A 16,411-nucleotide genomic window follows, 5' to 3' on the forward strand; every position below is an offset into this window, starting at 1 on the left:
AGTTCCGTCAGGCGTTAGCTACGCAACAAGTAAAAGCTCAGACGGTGAAAGTGTAAGAAAAACAAGATCAGCTAAGCAATTGCTAAGTTAAGTGACCTAGACTCTAGAATTCGGGGGTTTAACCGAGATTAAACCTGGTTGGCGCTCAAATAAGGGCATTGCGAAAGGAAAGAGGATTATCCCAAGAAGCTCTTGGAGAAAAAGGTGGATTCCATTTTACATACATCGGCCAAATTGAACGTGGCGAGAAAAATGTCGCTTTATTTAACCTTGCAAAGATTGCAGACGCTCTAGGCGTAAATGTTTCACAGCTGTTTGCATATGTACATGAAGAAATTGAATTGACTGAAGCAGAGTTGGATATTCAGGACGTTGTTAGCATGCTCAGAAAATCAACTCCTGACAAAGTACGATTGGCCAAAAATATCGTGAGAGAAATTGTAGATGGGGAAAATTAACCTAATAAAGAGGAGAAAAGACTAAAAAGACGATGTTTATTCAAAGTCAAATAAACATCGTCTTCTTTACATTCTAATATCAGAGGAACAATTTTTTGAATCTCACTGACCCTGCTTCAAATAATCGAAAACCGCGGCAATAAAGACTTTTCCGATATCCAGCATGGAACGCTCATCGGCATCAAATAGGGTATGATGATGCGGATAAACGGCATTTATGCTTTCATTTCGGCCACCGATGAAGAAATAATTGCCGGGCATTTCTTTCACGTAATAAGCAAAGTCCTCCATGCCCATGGAAGGTGTGTACTTCCTGACCTGCTCTTCCCCGAAAATACGTTTGGCGAGCCTTTCTATTCGCTGTGTCTCTGCTGGATGATTCCATAACGCAGGATACCCTCTGCTATACGTATAGTTGACTTTAGCATCCGCTGCTTCACAGAGGGATGATGCTAATTTGCCAATGGACTTTTCAATAAAATCTCGCACTTGCTCGTCGTAAGTCCGTACTGTTCCGGTAATTGTCGCTGTCTCCGGGATAATGTTGGTGGCCTGGCCCGCATGAAAAGTACCTACCGAAATAACAGCGGGTTGAATGGGGTCTACCCTCTGGCTTACGATTTGTTGTAGGGCAACGACCAGTTGGCTGCCTGCCATCAGCGGATCTATCGTTAGGTGGGGGGACGCTCCGTGTCCGCCCTTGCCGATGATTTCAATCTCAAATGTATCCCCGGCAGCATGAACATAACCTTCCAGCGTGCTGAATATGCCCGCAGGTATGGCCGAGCTGACGTGCGCTCCGTAAATTACATCCACATCCATCAGGCATCCATCTTCAATCATGGGCTTGGCACCGCCAGGAATTTGCTCCTCGGCAAATTGATAAATGAAAACGACGTTGCCATTGATCTCGTTTTTCACTTCACTCAGCACTTTGGCTACACCCATCAGGGCGGCCGTATGGATATCGTGACCACAGGCATGCATGACGCCGGGAATGCGTGATTTATATTCCACTTGTTTCTGATCCTGAATGGGCAAGGCATCGAAATCTGCCCGCAGTGCGACCGTTTTTCCCGGCTTGCCGCCTTTTAACATAGCAACGACTCCCTTGCCTCCTACCCCGGTTCTAACCTCCAAACCCAGTTCACTTAAAAATGCAGCGATTTTCCGTGGTGTTTCTTCTTCCATAAAAGATAACTCCGGATACATGTGGAAATCCCGTCGGCAAGCAACCATTTCGGGAAACAATTCCTCCAGCCTTGCAAATAATGTATCGCTCACGGTGCACCACTCCTTATGGCCTGGTCTTTTCACAGTTGCAAATTTCAACGATAGAGGCGGCATACACTCTGGCGCATGTCTTTAAATCTTTGAGTTCAACCCGCTCATCCGGCATGGTGTTGTATTTGCCTCCACAGCCGTAGATCACTCCTTTGATGCCTGCTTTCTGCAGATGCGCTGCGTCTGTGCCGTAAAACTTGTATGGAGCAACGTCGCCTACACGTGGCTTTGCCCCGGTGATTCGTTCATGCGCTGCCCGCATTACCTGGACAACAGCTTCATTTTCGTCGATTTCAAAAGAACCCATAACCGGATAGCCAGGTCCGTTCAGCAGCTCGATCTCGGCTTTAAATTCAGGGTCCTCCACATGAAGACGGTCTAGCAGATTTTGGACATCCGCCACAATGCTCTCCGCAGTCTGGCTTGGCGCAAAACGGAGAGCTACCTTCAACGTGCATTTGTCCGGCAGCTGTGGAATTCTCCATTCATGATACTCGTCTCCGAGACCACCCCTGATCACTCCAATATTGTAACGGTTCAAGCCTGCATATTGCGGTTTCGTCGCCCCACTGAACTGCAGGCTCGCCAAACCGTCCATCACTTTTTTCGCCTGCTCAATCGCATTGACACCTTGCTCCGCCTTCGACAAGTGCCGGCTTACTCCGTAGACATGAATGGCAATTTCACAAGCACCTGCATGCAAGGTCATCAAGGACAAATCGGTGGGCTCTCCGTTAATAAACCAGTCTGCATTTATGCCGGATTCCAGCATATGGATCGTACCGATTCCGCCCTGCAATTCTCCGATTACAAGGCCTACAATGATATCGCCCTTCAGGCGAACGCCCGAATCAACGATCGCTTTGACGGCGGCAACGAATGCGCTATCCGACGCTTTCATGTTGGACACGCCGATTCCATAAATACATTCGTCATCGACATATCCCGCAAGCGGATCCACCGTCCATCCCAATCCGATCGGATTCGTATCGATGTGGCCGTTATACATTACACTCTCACCGCCTCCCGTGCCTTTCAATACCCCTATGATATTGTATCTCCCCGGCACGACCTCCTGCATTTCCACTTCAAGGCCCATATTCCTTAAATAATCCGCCATAAAAAGCGATAGCTTCCCTTCTTCGCCGCTGTAGCTTTTATGCTGAATCATACTTTTCAATAGACTGATCATTTCATCGTCGTTAACCTGGATTACTGTATCCACCGTTTCCATGTCCATTCTCCATTCTTCAATTTATTGTACGTTCTCCGGACGAAGCAGCAAGGTATCTTCCGGTTGCCAATATACCGTTACAGCAGTGCCTTCCACAGCTTTCGCCGCTTCCGAATCCGCCGGAACGACTGATGTGAACATCAAATCCGATACTGCTTGAATTTCCAGCTTGACCGTCATACCGGAATAGCTTCTGCGGACCACTTTTCCGCGAAAGCTGTTGGGCTCTTGCATATCATTGGAATCCAGACGAACCTTGAGCTTCTCGGGGCGGATGCCTATGGAATGAAGATCCGGTTCGTTCCTGCCCGCAACGATGATTACATCACCATCCAGCCTGTAACGGTTATCTCCCGCGGGAACGGCGGAAAAAATGTTCGAAATTCCCATAAAACGGGCAACGAATACATTTTCCGGATGCTCGAAGATCATTTCAGGCTTGTCGTACTGCTGAATAAGCCCGTTGCTCAGTACGGCTACCCGATCCGAAAGCGCCATCGCCTCTTCCTGGTCATGGGTTACGAATACGGTAGCAACACCCAGTTCTCTTTGCAGCCGCTTGATCTCCTCCCTCGTCTCATGTCGGAGCTTGGCATCCAATGCGCTTAACGGCTCATCCAACAGCAGGACAGCCGGTTTAATAACAAGTGCCCTCGCAAGCGCGACCCTCTGCTGCTGCCCGCCCGACAATTGCTTCGGATAGCGGCTGCCGAACCCTTTCAGATTCACAGTCTCCAGGATCGCTTCCGTCTGCTGTTGGATGTCCGTACGGTTCATGCCGGTTTTGCGCATTTTCAAGCCGAAAGCTACATTCTCCTGCACAGTTAAATGAGGAAAAAGCGCATAATTCTGAAATACCATGCCGATATCTCTTTTATAAGAGGGCAGCTTGGCCACTTCTTTATTTAGAATATGAATGGTGCCGCTATCAGGCAGCAGCAGCCCTGCGATCATGCGCAAAATGGTCGTTTTACCGCAACCGCTTGGTCCAAGGAAGGATACCAGCTCTCCGGCTTTAACTTCCAGTGAGACACCTTTCACAACCTGCTGCTCACCTTTATGGTAGCTTTTGCAAACATTCTTAAGAACAAGATCAGACATGCCGCACCCCTCCTGCTAGTACATACGATTCAAGCCAACGAACTTCTCGGTAATATAAAGAATGACTACCGTCACCACAATGACGATTGCCGAAATGGCGGCAATCCTCGGGTCAGGGCTGTACTGCACAAATCCGAAAATCTGAACCGGCAAGGTGTTGACCCGGGGACTGGAAATAAACATGGAAAACGAAAGATTGCCGAAGGAAACGACGAATCCGAAGATGGCCGAAGCAATCAGCGACGGCTTCAACATCGGCATCGTTACATGCCACATCGTCTTCAGCGGTGATGCACCGAGGGTAAGAGCCGCCTCCTCCACCGACTTGTCAAACCGGAACAATGCAGCACTTACCGTGCGAATGGCATAAGGCATACACAAAATCAAATGGCCAAGCAGCAGCGTCGTGAAGCCCATGGTAACTCCCAACCCTTTAAACAACTGGAAAAGGGCGATCCCCAGCACAATAGCCGGCAATTGGAGAGGACTCATAAAAAAGGCATTCATCCCGTTTCTCCACACGGCGGGTAAACGTTCAATACCGTAAGCCGCCAGGGTGCCGAACAGTAATGAAAGGACGCTGGAAATGATCCCGAGCTTCACGGATGTCCACAAAGCGCTCATAAACGCCGTATCTTCGAAGATCACCTGGAACCACCGAATTGAAAAAGAGGTGGGCGGAAATGCCATATAAGCTTCAGAGTTAAAAGCAGCTCCAATCAATACAACAATCGGGGACATTAAATAGATAAATACAAAAACACTTAACAGAATAAAGAAGCCTTTAACCATCAGCTTCTTCCACCTCCCCCAAGAAGCCTGGATTCCATAAGACGGCTGTAGCCCCAAAGAAGCGCCATGGTGATCAGCAGCAAAATGATGGAAGCCGCGGCGGCGACAGGCCAATTCAAGGTCACCATCGTCTCATCATAAATCAGCCCAGCTAAAGTATGAACTCTCCCGCCCCCCAACAGCATGGGGGTGACGAACGCGCTGATCGTATTGATAAATACCAGCAAGCTTCCCGCAAATACTCCCGGCATGGACAACGGCAATACGACTCTAACAAAAGCACGGAATGGCGAAGCCCCCAGGCTGCTGGCCGCATCCTCCAGTGTCGTGTCCAGGCTCACCAACGTCGACCTGAGGGAAAGAATCATAAAGGGCAGGGAATATTGAATGAGCGCAATCACGACTCCTGTTTCGTTAAACATCATTTTCAAAGGGGAATGTATAAGCCCTGTGTTGATCAGAATTTGATTCACAAGCCCATTGTCGGATATCAGCACCACCCAACCGAAGGCCGTCACCACCGGGCTGGTCAGTAACGGTATGATGACAAGCAGAGAAACGAATTGCCTGAACATAAACTGTTTCCTGGCCAGGAAATAGGCGACCGGATATCCGAGCAGCGCACAGAAAATGACGACTTTAATCCCGATCCAGATCGTATTTTTCAATGCTTCAAAATAGGTCGGATTATGGAAAATACCCTTGTAAGCCTCGATTACCCAGCCTGGCTGCATGAACTGGCCCGGAACAAACTCGTAGAAGCTGTACCGGAACAACAAGATCAGCGGGAGTACAAAGAATAAAATCATCAATATCAGGCCAGGCAAAATAATAAGCCACCACGTTTTGATCCCTCGCATTGCTTCACCTCGATAGGAAGAATGGGCAAGAAAATCTTGCCCATCCGCATTATTTCATTGCAGGAACAATCGATTGATTCCATTCGTTGATCCATTCGCTGCGGACTGTCGCAACATACTTCCAATCCACATTTTTCAGGCTCTTGATGCCTTCCTCTCCATAAACGACCTGTTTGGCCAAATCGTCGGGAAGCTTCACATTTTTATTGGTCGGGCCGTAAAACATGTCTTTGGCAAAACCCAGTTGAGCATCTTCTTCAAGAAGCATATTGATGAACTTATAGCTTAACTCCTGATTTTTGGCATTGACGGGAATGGCCGTCTCCACAATAGTGGCATAAGCACCTTCCTGGGGACGAACGAACCCGATATTGCTTTTGGTGCTGGCCAGATTCAGGGCGCGGCCGTCCCACCATGGCGCAATCCAAATATCTTCACGGGTGAGCAAATCGGTCATTTGCGGGGTGCTGTTCGCAATGGTCAGCAGGTTCGGGGCAAGTTCCTTGTATTTCTCAAAGGCCGGAGCCATATTCTTTTCGTCTCCGCCGTTCATTTTGGCGATCCCGACAAAGGCTTGAACTGATCCGTTGGCGGAAGCCAAATCATTAATCGCGACTTTCCCCTTATACTCAGGGTTCCACAGATCATTCCATGAGGTCGGAGGTGTTTGGATTTTGTCTTTGTTATAGGCGATCCCGTAGGAGCCGACGCACCATGCTATCCCGTACTGATTGGCATCAATCATCTCGGGATATACATTGCTCCAGTTGCTGATTTTGGAAGAGTCCAGCTTAATCAGAAGGCCCGCTTCTCCTCCTTGAATGACTCTGGCATCGTCCAGAACGATTAAATCGACGCTTGGATTTTTGTTGTCGGCAGCAAGCTTCGTATAGTTATAGGAAGGGTCCAGAACGACCTTGGCTCCCGTTTCCTCCTCAAACTTGGTGATGACATATTTTTTGACCGCTTCATCAAATACTCCGCCGTAAGAAGCCACTGTCAGTGTTGTACCTTCGTACGGCTTTCCTTCCGCACCGCCCGAAGCCGCATTCTTTGTCGTACCCGAACAACCGGCCAATACCGTGAAAACCAGCAGCAGGCTGCAAATCATAGCAGTCGTTTTGTTGTTCATACCCGCGTCAGCTCCTCTGTCAATTGTTAGTCGTCAACCCATATGTCCGATTCAGCAGTTCGATTTCTTCCACAGATCGAATCACCTTGCCGTTGTCCCGCTTGGTCATGATGTGCAGCAGAATCTCAATTAAAAAAACAGTGGAAACGTGGGAGGTGGCGAACGAATAAGACCGGAAAGAAGTCAATAAAACCGTAACGCCCGGTAAAGCTAAAGGACTTGATAAAGAATCGGTAAAGGAAATCTGCTTAACCTTTCTTGCTTCCGCAAACTTTGCAGCTTTAACCGTATTCGTACTGTAAGAGGGATGTCCGAATGTGATGAGCAAATCTTCCTCGGTTAAAGGCCGTAAGTGATCGAACATGTCGTCCAGTCCGGCCGCAACCAGAAGGGTATTGGTAAATATCTCATTCAAATGAGCGGCAAGAATCGTTGCCGGCCCCAATGCATTTCTTGAGGCGATGATGACGATCCTTCTGGAGTTCACGATCTTATCCACAGCTTTGAGGATGGTTTCAAAATCGTTGTTGTACAGTGTGGCTTGAAGATTTTTCAATGTTAAATTGTAGCTAAGCTGAACGACCTCCGGGGAATGCTTGTCCGTGATCGATTCAAGCTCTTGATCGTCTTCGATACTTGCCAGAGAATCCGAAACACCTGTCATTCTGTGGCGGAGTATAGTTTGCAGCACCCCTTGAAGCTCGGGGAAGCCGGAATACCCTAAATCCTGCGCAAATCGGACAACGACTGATTCACTCACGCCCACTTTTCTCGCTATTTTACCAGCCGATAAAAACACGGCTTCCTGCCAATTTTCCATTAAATATTCCGCAATGGACCGTTTGGCTTCGCTCATTGATGGAAGAGCATTCTGAAGATCAGAAAAAAAGCTTTTGTGATTTTCCACTTGTTCCTCCCTCCTATAAACTTGGCAATTTTTGTTGCTGAATCGACAATTAATGTTGCTGAGTAATGCTTATAAAATAAGCTGTACCTCTTGTATTGTCAATAAAATTATCACAAAATAAGTCTATAGTATCATTTATGTTATGTTAATTAACATACGAATAACACAAAAGGGAATTTGGAAATATATTGGAGCCGAGATCGGTACTGACTGGGGATTTTTCCATACTATATAAGCGATTATCGCCTTGAGGCACAAAAACGGGCATGGTACATTAACAATAGAAATAAGGACGGTCCGCCAACCGTCCCCAGCACAACAGCTTGAATGGGTTTACTCCTCCAAGCAGAATGTTATCGTAGAAGAAGTGAGCTCGCAGGCGGGAACCTTGAGTGGGTCGCTTCTTCGTTTTATCCAGGTATGTCACAGTGCAATTAAATTAACAGAACTTCCGGATGGCTTAGGTGTTTTAATTACAGCAAAAAGTGAAACTTATGATTTTGTTTCAAGATGCTTCTTCCCTAAGCTAAATGTAAATGAAGATCCCGTTTGTGGTTCAGCTCATTGTTACATCATTCCATTCTGGTTAAATCGTCTTGGTAAAAATTAAATGTTTGCTAGGCAACTATCAAAGCGTGGAGGAACATTATTTTGTAAATCCGTTGGAGATAGAGTAAAAATAAGTGGTTCTGCCGTTTTATACTCGATAGCCGATCTTCAGTTGTAAGTAAAGAGTATGGCTCCCTACGTCGATAGATGGTGCTGAATCCTTACCGTGAAGAATGCATCAAAGCCGTTTATATTAAGCATAAATGCATTACTTTTATAAATTACCTCATTTGTTTAAATGGACAAAGAGCAGTAAAAAAAATCAAAACATAAAATCAAGCAGATGTGCTTGATTTTATGTTTTATTATTATAGTGACTATATTAATGAGCTACCCCTTAATTCTTCGCTTGTCAGCTCCTAACCAATCTGGAGCCCAGCCTTTCTCCACCGCATCTAAGGTCACACCTGGTGGAACAATCGCGTCTATTGCATCAAGTATATCATTACTCAAGCGAATATCACTGCCCTTTAAAGTTTCACGAAGCTGCTCAATCGTTCTGGCACCAATGATTGATGCAGTTATGGATGGATGAGATTGCGTAAACGCCATGGCAAGATGCGGTAAAGTTAACCCTACTTCGTCCGCAAGGACCTGAAGCTTCTCAATAGCTTCAAACTTGGACCGATTTTCTTCCCGAGTAGGATCAACAATAGATTTTAAGTTTCCTGCAAAAGTGGCTGCTCTTGAGTCAGAGGAAGATGCTTCTCCAAACTTATATTTACCAGTTAATAAACCACCTGAAAGCGGACTCCATACCAAAACGCCGATTCCGTATTTTGCAGTGGCAGCAAGTAGATCAAATTCAACACTTCGGTTTAAAATGGAATACGGGGACTGTTCAGAAACAAAACGCGCCAAATTTTTACGTTCGCTAGCCCATTGTGCTTCAGTTACTTGCCATGCTTGAAAGTTGGATGTACCAATATAGCGAATTTTTCCCTCCCTGACCAGATCCGTAAGCGCATCAAGCGTCTCTTCAATATCGGTATGCACATCTGGCACGTGTAGCTGATACAAATCGATATAATCTATCTGAAGTCTTCTTAAACTATCCTCTACAGCTCGTTTAATCCAATATTTTGAACTCCCATTTTGATTTGGCCCACTGCCCATGGGATGACCACCTTTAGTTGCCAGGAGCACATCATTTCTACGACCTTTTAATAGTTCGCCTACAATTTCTTCTGCTTGACCACTGGAGTAGACATCTGCTGTGTCAATCAGGTTAACTCCTGCAGCCAAAGCCTCGTCCACAATGGGCTCACACTCTTTCTTTGTATTATTTCCCCAAAAACCAAATGTTCCAGTACCTAATACAAAACTACTTACTTTAAGACCTGTACTACCTAATACACGATATTCCATCTTTACTCATCCCTTTCATCCATTAATATTTTTGACACGCACTGTAATAACGTAAGCTTTTTCAAATCAAAACCTTCATAATACTTTTAGGAAAAGTGTCTTCTTTAGCTTCTCTTTGCTCATACATGCTATACCAAGCTTCGGCAACTTGATCTGGATCAAATCCTGTGCCCTTTTTAATTAAAGGACTAATAGATAAATGCCCAACATATATACCAAGTGGAAGCAAGCGTTCGTGTAAATTAAGAACATAGTTTCGCAACCCTGACATAGCAATACCCGTATTTCCAAATAGAGAGCTTGGGCTCATTGCGGAAAGATCACTTGTAAATAAAAGTGCTCCTTCTGCCTCGTTCAATCATTTCAGGAATAACTTGCCTAGCTGTGTTAACAGCGCCAATAACTACGTTGTCAAAAATCTGAAGAACACTCTCATCAGTTATTTCAAGAACAGGGGTCACAGGAACACTTCCACTGTGCGGACTAAACTCTACAACATCAATTGTGTCATAAGTGTTCTTTATTTGTTGAAAAGCTCAGTAAGCTACATTTTATTTGTAATATCAGCAGCAAAACCCTGCGCTTCAATCCCCAAATCATTTAGCTTGTCAGCGTATTGATCTAGTTTTTCTTGTGTTCTTGAAATCATGGCAATATGGAATCCATGCCGACCAAAAGTTTTAGCAAGTGATAAGCCTAGGCCCGGACCAGCATCAACTATAACGATTGTTTTCATAACACTTCCCTACTTTTCTGGGTATTTTTAGCTAAGCATAGATTCCATACATGCTCGTCTAGTGGGACCAACATATGGCACTATCGTTTAGCTCTGCCCAATTAAAGAATGATTGTTCTAAAAAAATAATCACGTATCTACTCAAGAAACAAGCTATGCTAATAATTATTGCATATGGTTGCACAACTTATTCTTGCTTGTTCAGCATAACATATTTAGAACGTTCGGTAAAGAAAGGGTTTTAGTGTTCTTTTCTCCTCTTCTCTAAGGTATTGTTACTTGAAGATTTATATTATCTTTCTCTCCCATTTCAGCCATATTCATAATATAACTTCTAAATGGAGTGCCATTAGGGGCTTTTCCATAGTTAATAACTTTCTGAGGTAAGCAACTCACGTATTTGCACAGGGTTTGCCCCTGACAAAATAATCCGATTCATTAATCCAATAGTCTGCACCATGCTCTTTAAATCCGAATCACTGAAATTTTTGAACTCAGCTTTACTAGACAACATATTGAAATATTTATATTGCCATAAAGATTCAGAAGATTTGGTGCTAAAAAGATCAAACTGTAACAAGTTCGGATTCAGTTGTTCCATATTCTTTAGCCCAAATATCTATATTTAATTGATTGACAGAGTAATTGAATGTATGGTTTGACACAGAGTAATGCAAAGCTCCGAATAAATGAGGGTAGACAGATAGTGCTCCACCTGCAACATATAAATAATTTTAGTTTCCTTATCATCAGTTGATGCAATATCTTGTAAATGACTATGGCCACTAAATACAAGGCTTACACCAGCACTTGCCCATTGGACCGGGAAGGCGAACTTATAAATAAGCACAGCACTGACCCCAGAATTCATGGGGTGCGCGCCTTTTATGACCTCCTGGCGGAGGAGCCCGGAATCAATGCCACTGCCATCCAGACGGTAGGAAGCAAAGGCTATGACAGCTTTGTGCTGGGCCTTATAACCGGCTGACTACTTCGTTCCAGAATGGGTTGTCTCTTGTTTCGATTTCTCCATATTATTCCGGTTTGAGTTCTCGAAAAAAAGAACATGTGTTCTGTATAATTACATTAGCAAACTTGGAATAAATGAAAATTTATAATCTTTTGGAGATACGGACATGGATGACAACTTTATTAAGGAGCTCCGCAGGACCAGTCGTAACGACAAGCAGCGTTCCGAGCTGCTCATTAGTGGCATGAAGGCCGTGCTGCAGGAACGCAAGGAAGAGACTAGAATCAAGCGTTGGATGAGGATGTACCGGGACAAGAAACGATTGACCCGCAAGTTCAAGCCCTGATCCCTCATGATCTGATACTTCATATCTTCGTACACAAAAATAGGCCGCTGTCACAGCGGCCTTCGTTCTATGAGCCAATCCATCAAGGAAAATGAAATATCTTTGAATCCATCTTTGCCCGGATTCTCGCCATATCCCCCTCTGTCAGTTTAAAGTCAAATACATTGAAGTTTTCTTCCATTTACAAACCGTCACGGATAGACTGCAGATAACGGCGTGCGGATTTGCGGTACAAGGAAGTCCATAAGATGGCCATGCCGATAAAACCGTACATCACCAGACTTGAAACAGCCAGAAACGAGGTGGTAGAAAGCGTGTATACCAGTATCCCTTTAACTCCAGCCTCTGCCACCAGCGCAATTCCCCAGCCTAGCGTCATGATGCGGAAAACTTTACGGATATAGGGCAGCTTCCAGTTCTCCGCAAAGGAAGACTGCCGCTCCGGGCTGTCTCCAACGGTAAACCGCAGCGCAAAATGATAAATCAGTGGTTTTTCCAGCAGCAAGGAGCCTAAAAAGATCACCCCCATAATGCCCGTTACAAAGGATTCACGCAGCAGGATCAGCTTTTCGCTGCCCCCAAGCAGTGATGCCAGAAGGCTCAAAATAAAGCCAGCAGCCATAAATGCCGCAAAAATATCGAGCTTTCTGCGCGCAATCAGATGATACAGCGTATCACAGAGAGGAATGAGCATGGCAATCATCAAAGCTGTCGTATTGGATGTCCTTCCTTCCAGCAGCTTGTAAATGAGCAAGGGCAGTACCCCATTAATAACGAACGCTATAACTACTCCTTTAAACACCTTTTTGCGGTTCATGATGAAAGGCCCCTTTCTGCCATATTTAACGATCACGCGGTTTCAATGCTTCAATCATCAGCTTCATAACCTCCTGTGATGCCGTATGCTGCTGCTCCGGCTCCGGGTCAATTAATTGTCTGACACGCAAACCATAGGAAAATGTAACAAACATGGATGCCGCAGCTTCCGCATCAAGATCAGCCGGAATTGCACCATTTTCCTGTCCGTATTTGATCCAGCTCACCGCGAATGCCACCGAGTTCCGGTGCAGATCATCGAGAATACTCCTGATTTTCTCGTTATGCTGCTGGCTGAGGAGATAGATCAAAATTTTATTGCTGATGTCCTTTTTGGTGTTTGTGGTCATGATGGCTTCGACAGGCCCATAAGTCTCATAGTTTTGGGTGTGCTGGACTGCATCCATAAAAGAACGGTTCGTTTCCTCCATATATTGCAAAAGGATTTTGCCGAAAAGCTCATCTTTACTTTTCACATAATGGTAAATGGCTCCCTTGGACAAACCCGTCCGTTCCATAATGGCCTGTAGCGTCGTGTGCTGACAGCCCTTCTCGCGGACAATTTCTTCCGCCGCCAACATAATGGTTTGAAAGGTTGGGGTAATCATATTTATGCCTCCGTATCAATCAGTCATTCATCTGTTTCATTTATAACATACCGACGGTCGGTTTGTAAATGGACAATAAAATATTCTCCTTTGTCAGCTGCCCTGAGAGGATTCGGCAATGATTTGGGATGAATCTTCTATCGGCTGCAAAGCCGGATGTTCCATAATGAACACAAGCTTAAAACAAAGGAGAGAATCACAAATGTCCAATGTTAAGGGAAAAGTTGTTGTTATTACAGGTGCAAGCAGCGGAATCGGTGAAGCGACGGCCCGCCTGCTGGCCGAGCAGGGAGCCAGTATCGTCCTGGGAGCGAGAAGGACGGAAAGGCTGGAAGCACTCGCGGCCGAAATCCGTTCCAAAGGAGGAGCTGCAGAATATTGCGCCCTGGATGTCACCAGTAAGGAGCAGATGGATGAGTTTATCAGCTTCGCGAAGAGTAAATTCGGCCGTGTGGATGTGCTGGTGAATAACGCGGGCGTAATGCCCCTTTCACCGCTGGAAGCCTTGAAAATCGATGAATGGAACCGGATGATTGACGTCAATATCCGTGGAGTGCTGCACGGCATTGCCGCCGGACTGCCTCTCATGAAGCAGCAGGGCTTCGGCCAGTTCATTAATGTCGCATCCGTCGGAGCGTACAGCGTAACGCCGACCGCTGCGGTATACTGTGCCACCAAATATGCCGTCCGCGCCATTACCGACGGGTTGCGAATGGAGGTCGGCGGTGATATTCGCGTCACCCTGATTTCACCGGGAGTCACGGAATCCGAGCTTGCCGACAGCATTACGGATGAGGAGTCCCGCGAGTTCATGAAGGAGTACCGCCGGATTGCCATTCCCGCGTCCGCTATCGCCCGTTCTATTCAGTATGCTGTCGAGCAGCCTGCCGAGGTGGACGTAAGCGAGATCATCGTGAGACCAGCGGCGAGTCCATATTAATCTTTTTCAAAATGGGAACAAGAAATTCCTTTTGAACTACGAAGGGAGGAATGCATCGTTCCCGGAACACCTCCCAACAAACGAAGGGAAGTCCCTGGTTCAGTGGAACTGGGGCTTTCCTCTTTTCATACAATCAGCCGTCCCTTCCGTTCCGCAAGACCAATCCTCACTTCCACACCCGAATTGAATTCAAGAAAATCATCCTCAACACCGTCACTGAAAATGACGCCATTTTCCGGCATTTGTGAAACGATTCGCAGCGGATTTCCGGCATCTATTTTCCCAAAGACGAGTCCTGCTTCCGTTGACCTGCTCGGAAAAGGCTCTCGAACCGTGAACAGCAGATAAGGCGAATCCCATTGAAAATGCCCGATGTCCAGACTGGGTAAAGCTGCAGCTTCGGAATGGGCAACACTGCCGGCAATGCCGGCAGCCCCCGCCAAAACGCTCTTCAGCCAGCCAGTTGCTCCAAGCCCTGTTGATACAACAATCCCGCTTGAGGACTGCCGCTCTGTATGATTGGCAATCGTCAGCTCATATCGTGCGGATACATGCGTTTTACGGCCGATGAAGAGATCGTTTACCCCGTATAGTGTCTGTCCGTCATTGAGCTCCGCTTTGGCCAGCACCACTTCCTGAACAATGCGCCGTTGTGCCATGACATCCCGGACAATACTACCCAGATCCTTGACGGAAAAGGGCAGCAGCACACCGTCCCACCGCAGCGGATCGGGATTGACGCCGATGAGCGGCTGCTCCTTCAGGTACTTCATCGTGTTGGCCACAAGCCCATCCTGCCCCAGCACAACCACGATATCCTGCTCCCCAAAAATAAAGTTCGGCACATGTTCCCGGTCAATGACCTGCACCCGCCCCAGACTCTCCAGCCCGGTCAGAGCCTGACTTACCGCCTTTTGGTAGGTCTGATCCTCAGCCGCATAATCGCTGAAGTCCGCTCCAAGCCGCCGGATATAAAATTCCGCCTGGCTGATCGTGTTATAACGTGCCACAAGTTCCTCCAGCCGTGTCCTGCGCTTGATCAGCACAATCTTCTCCTCCGTCATCCGCTGCTTCATCGGGTAACCCTCCTTTTCAACTCATCTCATCCGATTCTCCATCAGCCCCTGCAGCAGGTCAGGTGTAATGTTCAGCTGCCCGATTTTCTCGGCCTTCTCCGCCAGCTCCTGAAATGCGATCGCAATGAGCTTGTCCGGGTTCATGTCCATATTGGTCATCGACTGCAGCACATTCGGGTTAACCCCTTCAAGCGACTTCATGACGGCGGCAAGCTCATAGGCTTTGGCGTCGGATTCTGCTTTGCGGTTGGAGACGGTGAGCTCAATCAGCGCCCGCTTTTTCTCCTCCATCTCGGTATCAAACCGGAGCTGCTCCTCCTTCATTTCATTCCTTTTCAGCAAAATCGCACGCTCTGCGGCAAGCTCCGTTTCTCGGATTTGCTGCTTCTTCGTCTCAACCGCAATTTCCGTGTTCAGCTCATTCTCTTTGACCCGTCTCTCCTGCTCAATAGACGCGTTCCGCCGCTCATACAGCGCTTCATCCGCGCTTTGCAAAATCTCCTCTCTCGCTCTTGCCTCCAGCGCACGCATCGTTTCCTTGTTCGGCAGAACGGCCAGAATCGACAAACCCAGCAGCTGCAAACCGATATTTTCAAGCTCTTCGTCCTGGGCCACTTCCTTTCTGACGTTGAACGCCAGCTGTTCACTGAATTGAAGCGCTTCACGCAGCGGCATCCGTTCCAGGTACTTTTTTAATCGCACCTTCGCAATGTTGATCATCCGCTGGTCAAGCTTTCCCGGATCATCGGACAAATACCGTTTATGCTTCAGATCATAGGTATAGTTCAAAATTTCCGTCATTTTCCGGTAACCGGCGATTCGATAAGTCAGCTGTCCTTGCACGGTGACCTTCTGGTAATCATTCGTCATTTCCTCGAACATAAACGGAACATCAATCGACGACACCGGCACAACGGCCACCGAAGTGGTCGGCTCATAATAATAAAAGGACAAACCGACACCTTCCCTGACTACCTTTCCGTTTTTCATCTTCATCACATACTCGCTGGGCTGAAATTTAACAAATTTGAAGCCGAACATAGGCGATCCCTCGCTTCCGTTTTTCCGGGTCAACCCGGTTATGAATATCCAAAGGATAACATGTTAAATTGATAATTTCAATATGACATTTACAATTTATTATGAACAATTCTCCCTTATCTTCCCAAAGAAA

The 16,411-nt window shown here is 46.6% G+C and carries 18 protein-coding genes and 2 pseudogenes; 5 read left to right on the top strand and 15 right to left on the bottom strand.

Annotation, left to right across the window (positions count from 1 at the left end):
• Nucleotides 1–134 precede the first annotated feature (134 nt).
• Entirely contained in the window at nucleotides 135–458 is a 324-nt protein-coding gene (locus ACE5KN_RS13430; RefSeq protein WP_375524954.1) for a helix-turn-helix domain-containing protein, read from the top strand.
• A 102-nt stretch (nucleotides 459–560) separates the two neighbouring features.
• Here ACE5KN_RS13430 and ACE5KN_RS13435 read toward each other — a convergent pair whose 3' ends face one another.
• The 7 genes from ACE5KN_RS13435 to ACE5KN_RS13465 are packed head-to-tail and all read right to left on the bottom strand — an operon-like array spanning nucleotide 561 to nucleotide 7,768.
• A complete protein-coding gene (locus tag ACE5KN_RS13435; protein WP_375524864.1) occupies nucleotides 561–1,742 on the bottom strand; it encodes a M20 metallopeptidase family protein in 1,182 nt (393 codons plus the stop codon).
• A 13-nt stretch (nucleotides 1,743–1,755) separates the two neighbouring features.
• Nucleotides 1,756–2,976 carry a M20 family metallopeptidase gene (locus ACE5KN_RS13440; RefSeq protein WP_375533087.1) on the bottom strand — a complete coding sequence of 407 codons (1,221 nt, stop codon included), beginning with the start codon at nucleotides 2,974–2,976 and terminating at the stop codon, nucleotides 1,756–1,758.
• 21 nt (nucleotides 2,977–2,997) lie between these two features.
• Nucleotides 2,998–4,077, bottom strand: coding sequence for an ABC transporter ATP-binding protein (locus ACE5KN_RS13445; RefSeq protein WP_375524862.1), 1,080 nt, complete (start codon nucleotides 4,075–4,077; stop codon nucleotides 2,998–3,000).
• Nucleotides 4,078–4,092: 15 nt separating this feature from the next.
• Entirely contained in the window at nucleotides 4,093–4,869 is a 777-nt protein-coding gene (locus ACE5KN_RS13450; RefSeq protein WP_375524861.1) for an ABC transporter permease, read from the bottom strand.
• A complete protein-coding gene (locus ACE5KN_RS13455; RefSeq protein WP_355316097.1) occupies nucleotides 4,869–5,729 on the bottom strand; it encodes an ABC transporter permease in 861 nt (286 codons plus the stop codon). Before ACE5KN_RS13455 ends, ACE5KN_RS13450 begins: the two co-directional genes overlap by 1 nt.
• 49 nt (nucleotides 5,730–5,778) lie before the next feature.
• Complete coding sequence (locus ACE5KN_RS13460; protein WP_375524860.1) at nucleotides 5,779–6,861, bottom strand: ABC transporter substrate-binding protein; 1,083 nt, start codon at nucleotides 6,859–6,861, stop codon at nucleotides 5,779–5,781.
• A gap of 19 nt (nucleotides 6,862–6,880) precedes the next feature.
• Nucleotides 6,881–7,768, bottom strand: coding sequence for a MurR/RpiR family transcriptional regulator (locus tag ACE5KN_RS13465; RefSeq protein ID WP_375524859.1), 888 nt, complete (start codon nucleotides 7,766–7,768; stop codon nucleotides 6,881–6,883).
• Nucleotides 7,769–8,204: 436 nt separating this feature from the next.
• Between ACE5KN_RS13465 and ACE5KN_RS13470 the strand changes: the two are divergent.
• Nucleotides 8,205–8,495 (top strand): annotated as a pseudogene (locus ACE5KN_RS13470) (PhzF family phenazine biosynthesis protein); the annotation flags it as partial.
• A gap of 212 nt (nucleotides 8,496–8,707) precedes the next feature.
• Here the strand turns inward: ACE5KN_RS13470 and ACE5KN_RS13475 are convergent.
• From ACE5KN_RS13475 to ACE5KN_RS13490, 4 genes are all read right to left on the bottom strand, one after another.
• Nucleotides 8,708–9,745 carry an aldo/keto reductase gene (locus tag ACE5KN_RS13475; RefSeq protein ID WP_375524858.1) on the bottom strand — a complete coding sequence of 346 codons (1,038 nt, stop codon included), beginning with the start codon at nucleotides 9,743–9,745 and terminating at the stop codon, nucleotides 8,708–8,710.
• 61 nt (nucleotides 9,746–9,806) lie between these two features.
• Nucleotides 9,807–10,103 carry a dehydrogenase gene (locus tag ACE5KN_RS13480; protein ID WP_375524857.1) on the bottom strand — a complete coding sequence of 99 codons (297 nt, stop codon included), beginning with the start codon at nucleotides 10,101–10,103 and terminating at the stop codon, nucleotides 9,807–9,809.
• Nucleotides 10,104–10,289: 186 nt separating this feature from the next.
• Entirely contained in the window at nucleotides 10,290–10,481 is a 192-nt protein-coding gene (locus tag ACE5KN_RS13485) for an SDR family NAD(P)-dependent oxidoreductase (RefSeq protein ID WP_375524856.1), read from the bottom strand.
• Between the two features lie 367 nt (nucleotides 10,482–10,848).
• Nucleotides 10,849–11,082, bottom strand: a complete 234-nt coding sequence (locus tag ACE5KN_RS13490; RefSeq protein ID WP_375533088.1) for a hypothetical protein — start codon at nucleotides 11,080–11,082, stop codon at nucleotides 10,849–10,851.
• 222 nt (nucleotides 11,083–11,304) lie between these two features.
• On the opposite strand from ACE5KN_RS13490, the pseudogene ACE5KN_RS13495 reads away from it, so the two are divergent.
• Together ACE5KN_RS13495 and ACE5KN_RS13500 are read left to right on the top strand one after the other, a co-directional pair.
• Nucleotides 11,305–11,469, top strand: a pseudogene (locus ACE5KN_RS13495) (methyltransferase); the annotation flags it as partial.
• A gap of 148 nt (nucleotides 11,470–11,617) precedes the next feature.
• Nucleotides 11,618–11,797 carry a hypothetical protein gene (locus ACE5KN_RS13500; RefSeq protein WP_375524855.1) on the top strand — a complete coding sequence of 60 codons (180 nt, stop codon included), beginning with the start codon at nucleotides 11,618–11,620 and terminating at the stop codon, nucleotides 11,795–11,797.
• Nucleotides 11,798–11,978: 181 nt separating this feature from the next.
• Here ACE5KN_RS13500 and ACE5KN_RS13505 read toward each other — a convergent pair whose 3' ends face one another.
• Nucleotides 11,979–12,614, bottom strand: coding sequence for a VC0807 family protein (locus tag ACE5KN_RS13505; protein ID WP_375524854.1), 636 nt, complete (start codon nucleotides 12,612–12,614; stop codon nucleotides 11,979–11,981).
• A gap of 25 nt (nucleotides 12,615–12,639) precedes the next feature.
• Complete coding sequence (locus ACE5KN_RS13510) at nucleotides 12,640–13,221, bottom strand: TetR/AcrR family transcriptional regulator (RefSeq protein WP_375524853.1); 582 nt, start codon at nucleotides 13,219–13,221, stop codon at nucleotides 12,640–12,642.
• Nucleotides 13,222–13,423: 202 nt separating this feature from the next.
• On the opposite strand from ACE5KN_RS13510, the gene ACE5KN_RS13515 reads away from it, so the two are divergent.
• Nucleotides 13,424–14,161: an SDR family oxidoreductase gene (locus ACE5KN_RS13515; RefSeq protein WP_375524852.1), complete on the top strand. Its 738-nt coding sequence runs from the start codon at nucleotides 13,424–13,426 to the stop codon at nucleotides 14,159–14,161.
• Nucleotides 14,162–14,286: 125 nt separating this feature from the next.
• Here the strand turns inward: ACE5KN_RS13515 and ACE5KN_RS13520 are convergent, their stop codons facing one another.
• Both ACE5KN_RS13520 and ACE5KN_RS13525 read right to left on the bottom strand, forming a co-directional pair.
• Nucleotides 14,287–15,237: a diacylglycerol kinase catalytic domain-containing protein gene (locus ACE5KN_RS13520; protein WP_375524851.1), complete on the bottom strand. Its 951-nt coding sequence runs from the start codon at nucleotides 15,235–15,237 to the stop codon at nucleotides 14,287–14,289.
• Nucleotides 15,238–15,258: 21 nt separating this feature from the next.
• The gene (locus ACE5KN_RS13525; protein WP_375524850.1) at nucleotides 15,259–16,278 is read right to left on the bottom strand and encodes an SPFH domain-containing protein; all 1,020 of its coding nucleotides are present in this window, start codon (nucleotides 16,276–16,278) and stop codon (nucleotides 15,259–15,261) included.
• Nucleotides 16,279–16,411 lie beyond the last annotated feature (133 nt).

Origin of the sequence: Paenibacillus terreus (genome assembly GCF_042138595.1) — a bacterium.
Classification (GTDB): domain Bacteria; phylum Bacillota; class Bacilli; order Paenibacillales; family Paenibacillaceae; genus Paenibacillus; species Paenibacillus terreus.

Excerpts from the sequence above, each read along its gene's own strand:
- ACE5KN_RS13500 (WP_375524855.1), top strand. The coding sequence starts at position 11,618 with ATGGATGACAACTTTATTAAGGAGCTCCGCAGGACCAGTCGTAACGAC.
- ACE5KN_RS13455 (WP_355316097.1), bottom strand. The coding sequence starts at position 5,729 with ATGCGAGGGATCAAAACGTGGTGGCTTATTATTTTGCCTGGCCTGATA.
- ACE5KN_RS13510 (WP_375524853.1), bottom strand. The coding sequence starts at position 13,221 with ATGATTACCCCAACCTTTCAAACCATTATGTTGGCGGCGGAAGAAATT.
- ACE5KN_RS13490 (WP_375533088.1), bottom strand. The coding sequence starts at position 11,082 with ATGGAACAACTGAATCCGAACTTGTTACAGTTTGATCTTTTTAGCACC.
- ACE5KN_RS13440 (WP_375533087.1), bottom strand. The coding sequence starts at position 2,976 with ATGGAAACGGTGGATACAGTAATCCAGGTTAACGACGATGAAATGATC.
- ACE5KN_RS13450 (WP_375524861.1), bottom strand. The coding sequence starts at position 4,869 with ATGGTTAAAGGCTTCTTTATTCTGTTAAGTGTTTTTGTATTTATCTAT.
- ACE5KN_RS13505 (WP_375524854.1), bottom strand. The coding sequence starts at position 12,614 with ATGAACCGCAAAAAGGTGTTTAAAGGAGTAGTTATAGCGTTCGTTATT.
- ACE5KN_RS13460 (WP_375524860.1), bottom strand. The coding sequence starts at position 6,861 with ATGAACAACAAAACGACTGCTATGATTTGCAGCCTGCTGCTGGTTTTC.
- ACE5KN_RS13485 (WP_375524856.1), bottom strand. The coding sequence starts at position 10,481 with ATGAAAACAATCGTTATAGTTGATGCTGGTCCGGGCCTAGGCTTATCA.
- ACE5KN_RS13515 (WP_375524852.1), top strand. The coding sequence starts at position 13,424 with ATGTCCAATGTTAAGGGAAAAGTTGTTGTTATTACAGGTGCAAGCAGC.
- ACE5KN_RS13445 (WP_375524862.1), bottom strand. The coding sequence starts at position 4,077 with ATGTCTGATCTTGTTCTTAAGAATGTTTGCAAAAGCTACCATAAAGGT.
- ACE5KN_RS13525 (WP_375524850.1), bottom strand. The coding sequence starts at position 16,278 with ATGTTCGGCTTCAAATTTGTTAAATTTCAGCCCAGCGAGTATGTGATG.
- ACE5KN_RS13520 (WP_375524851.1), bottom strand. The coding sequence starts at position 15,237 with ATGAAGCAGCGGATGACGGAGGAGAAGATTGTGCTGATCAAGCGCAGG.
- ACE5KN_RS13475 (WP_375524858.1), bottom strand. The coding sequence starts at position 9,745 with ATGGAATATCGTGTATTAGGTAGTACAGGTCTTAAAGTAAGTAGTTTT.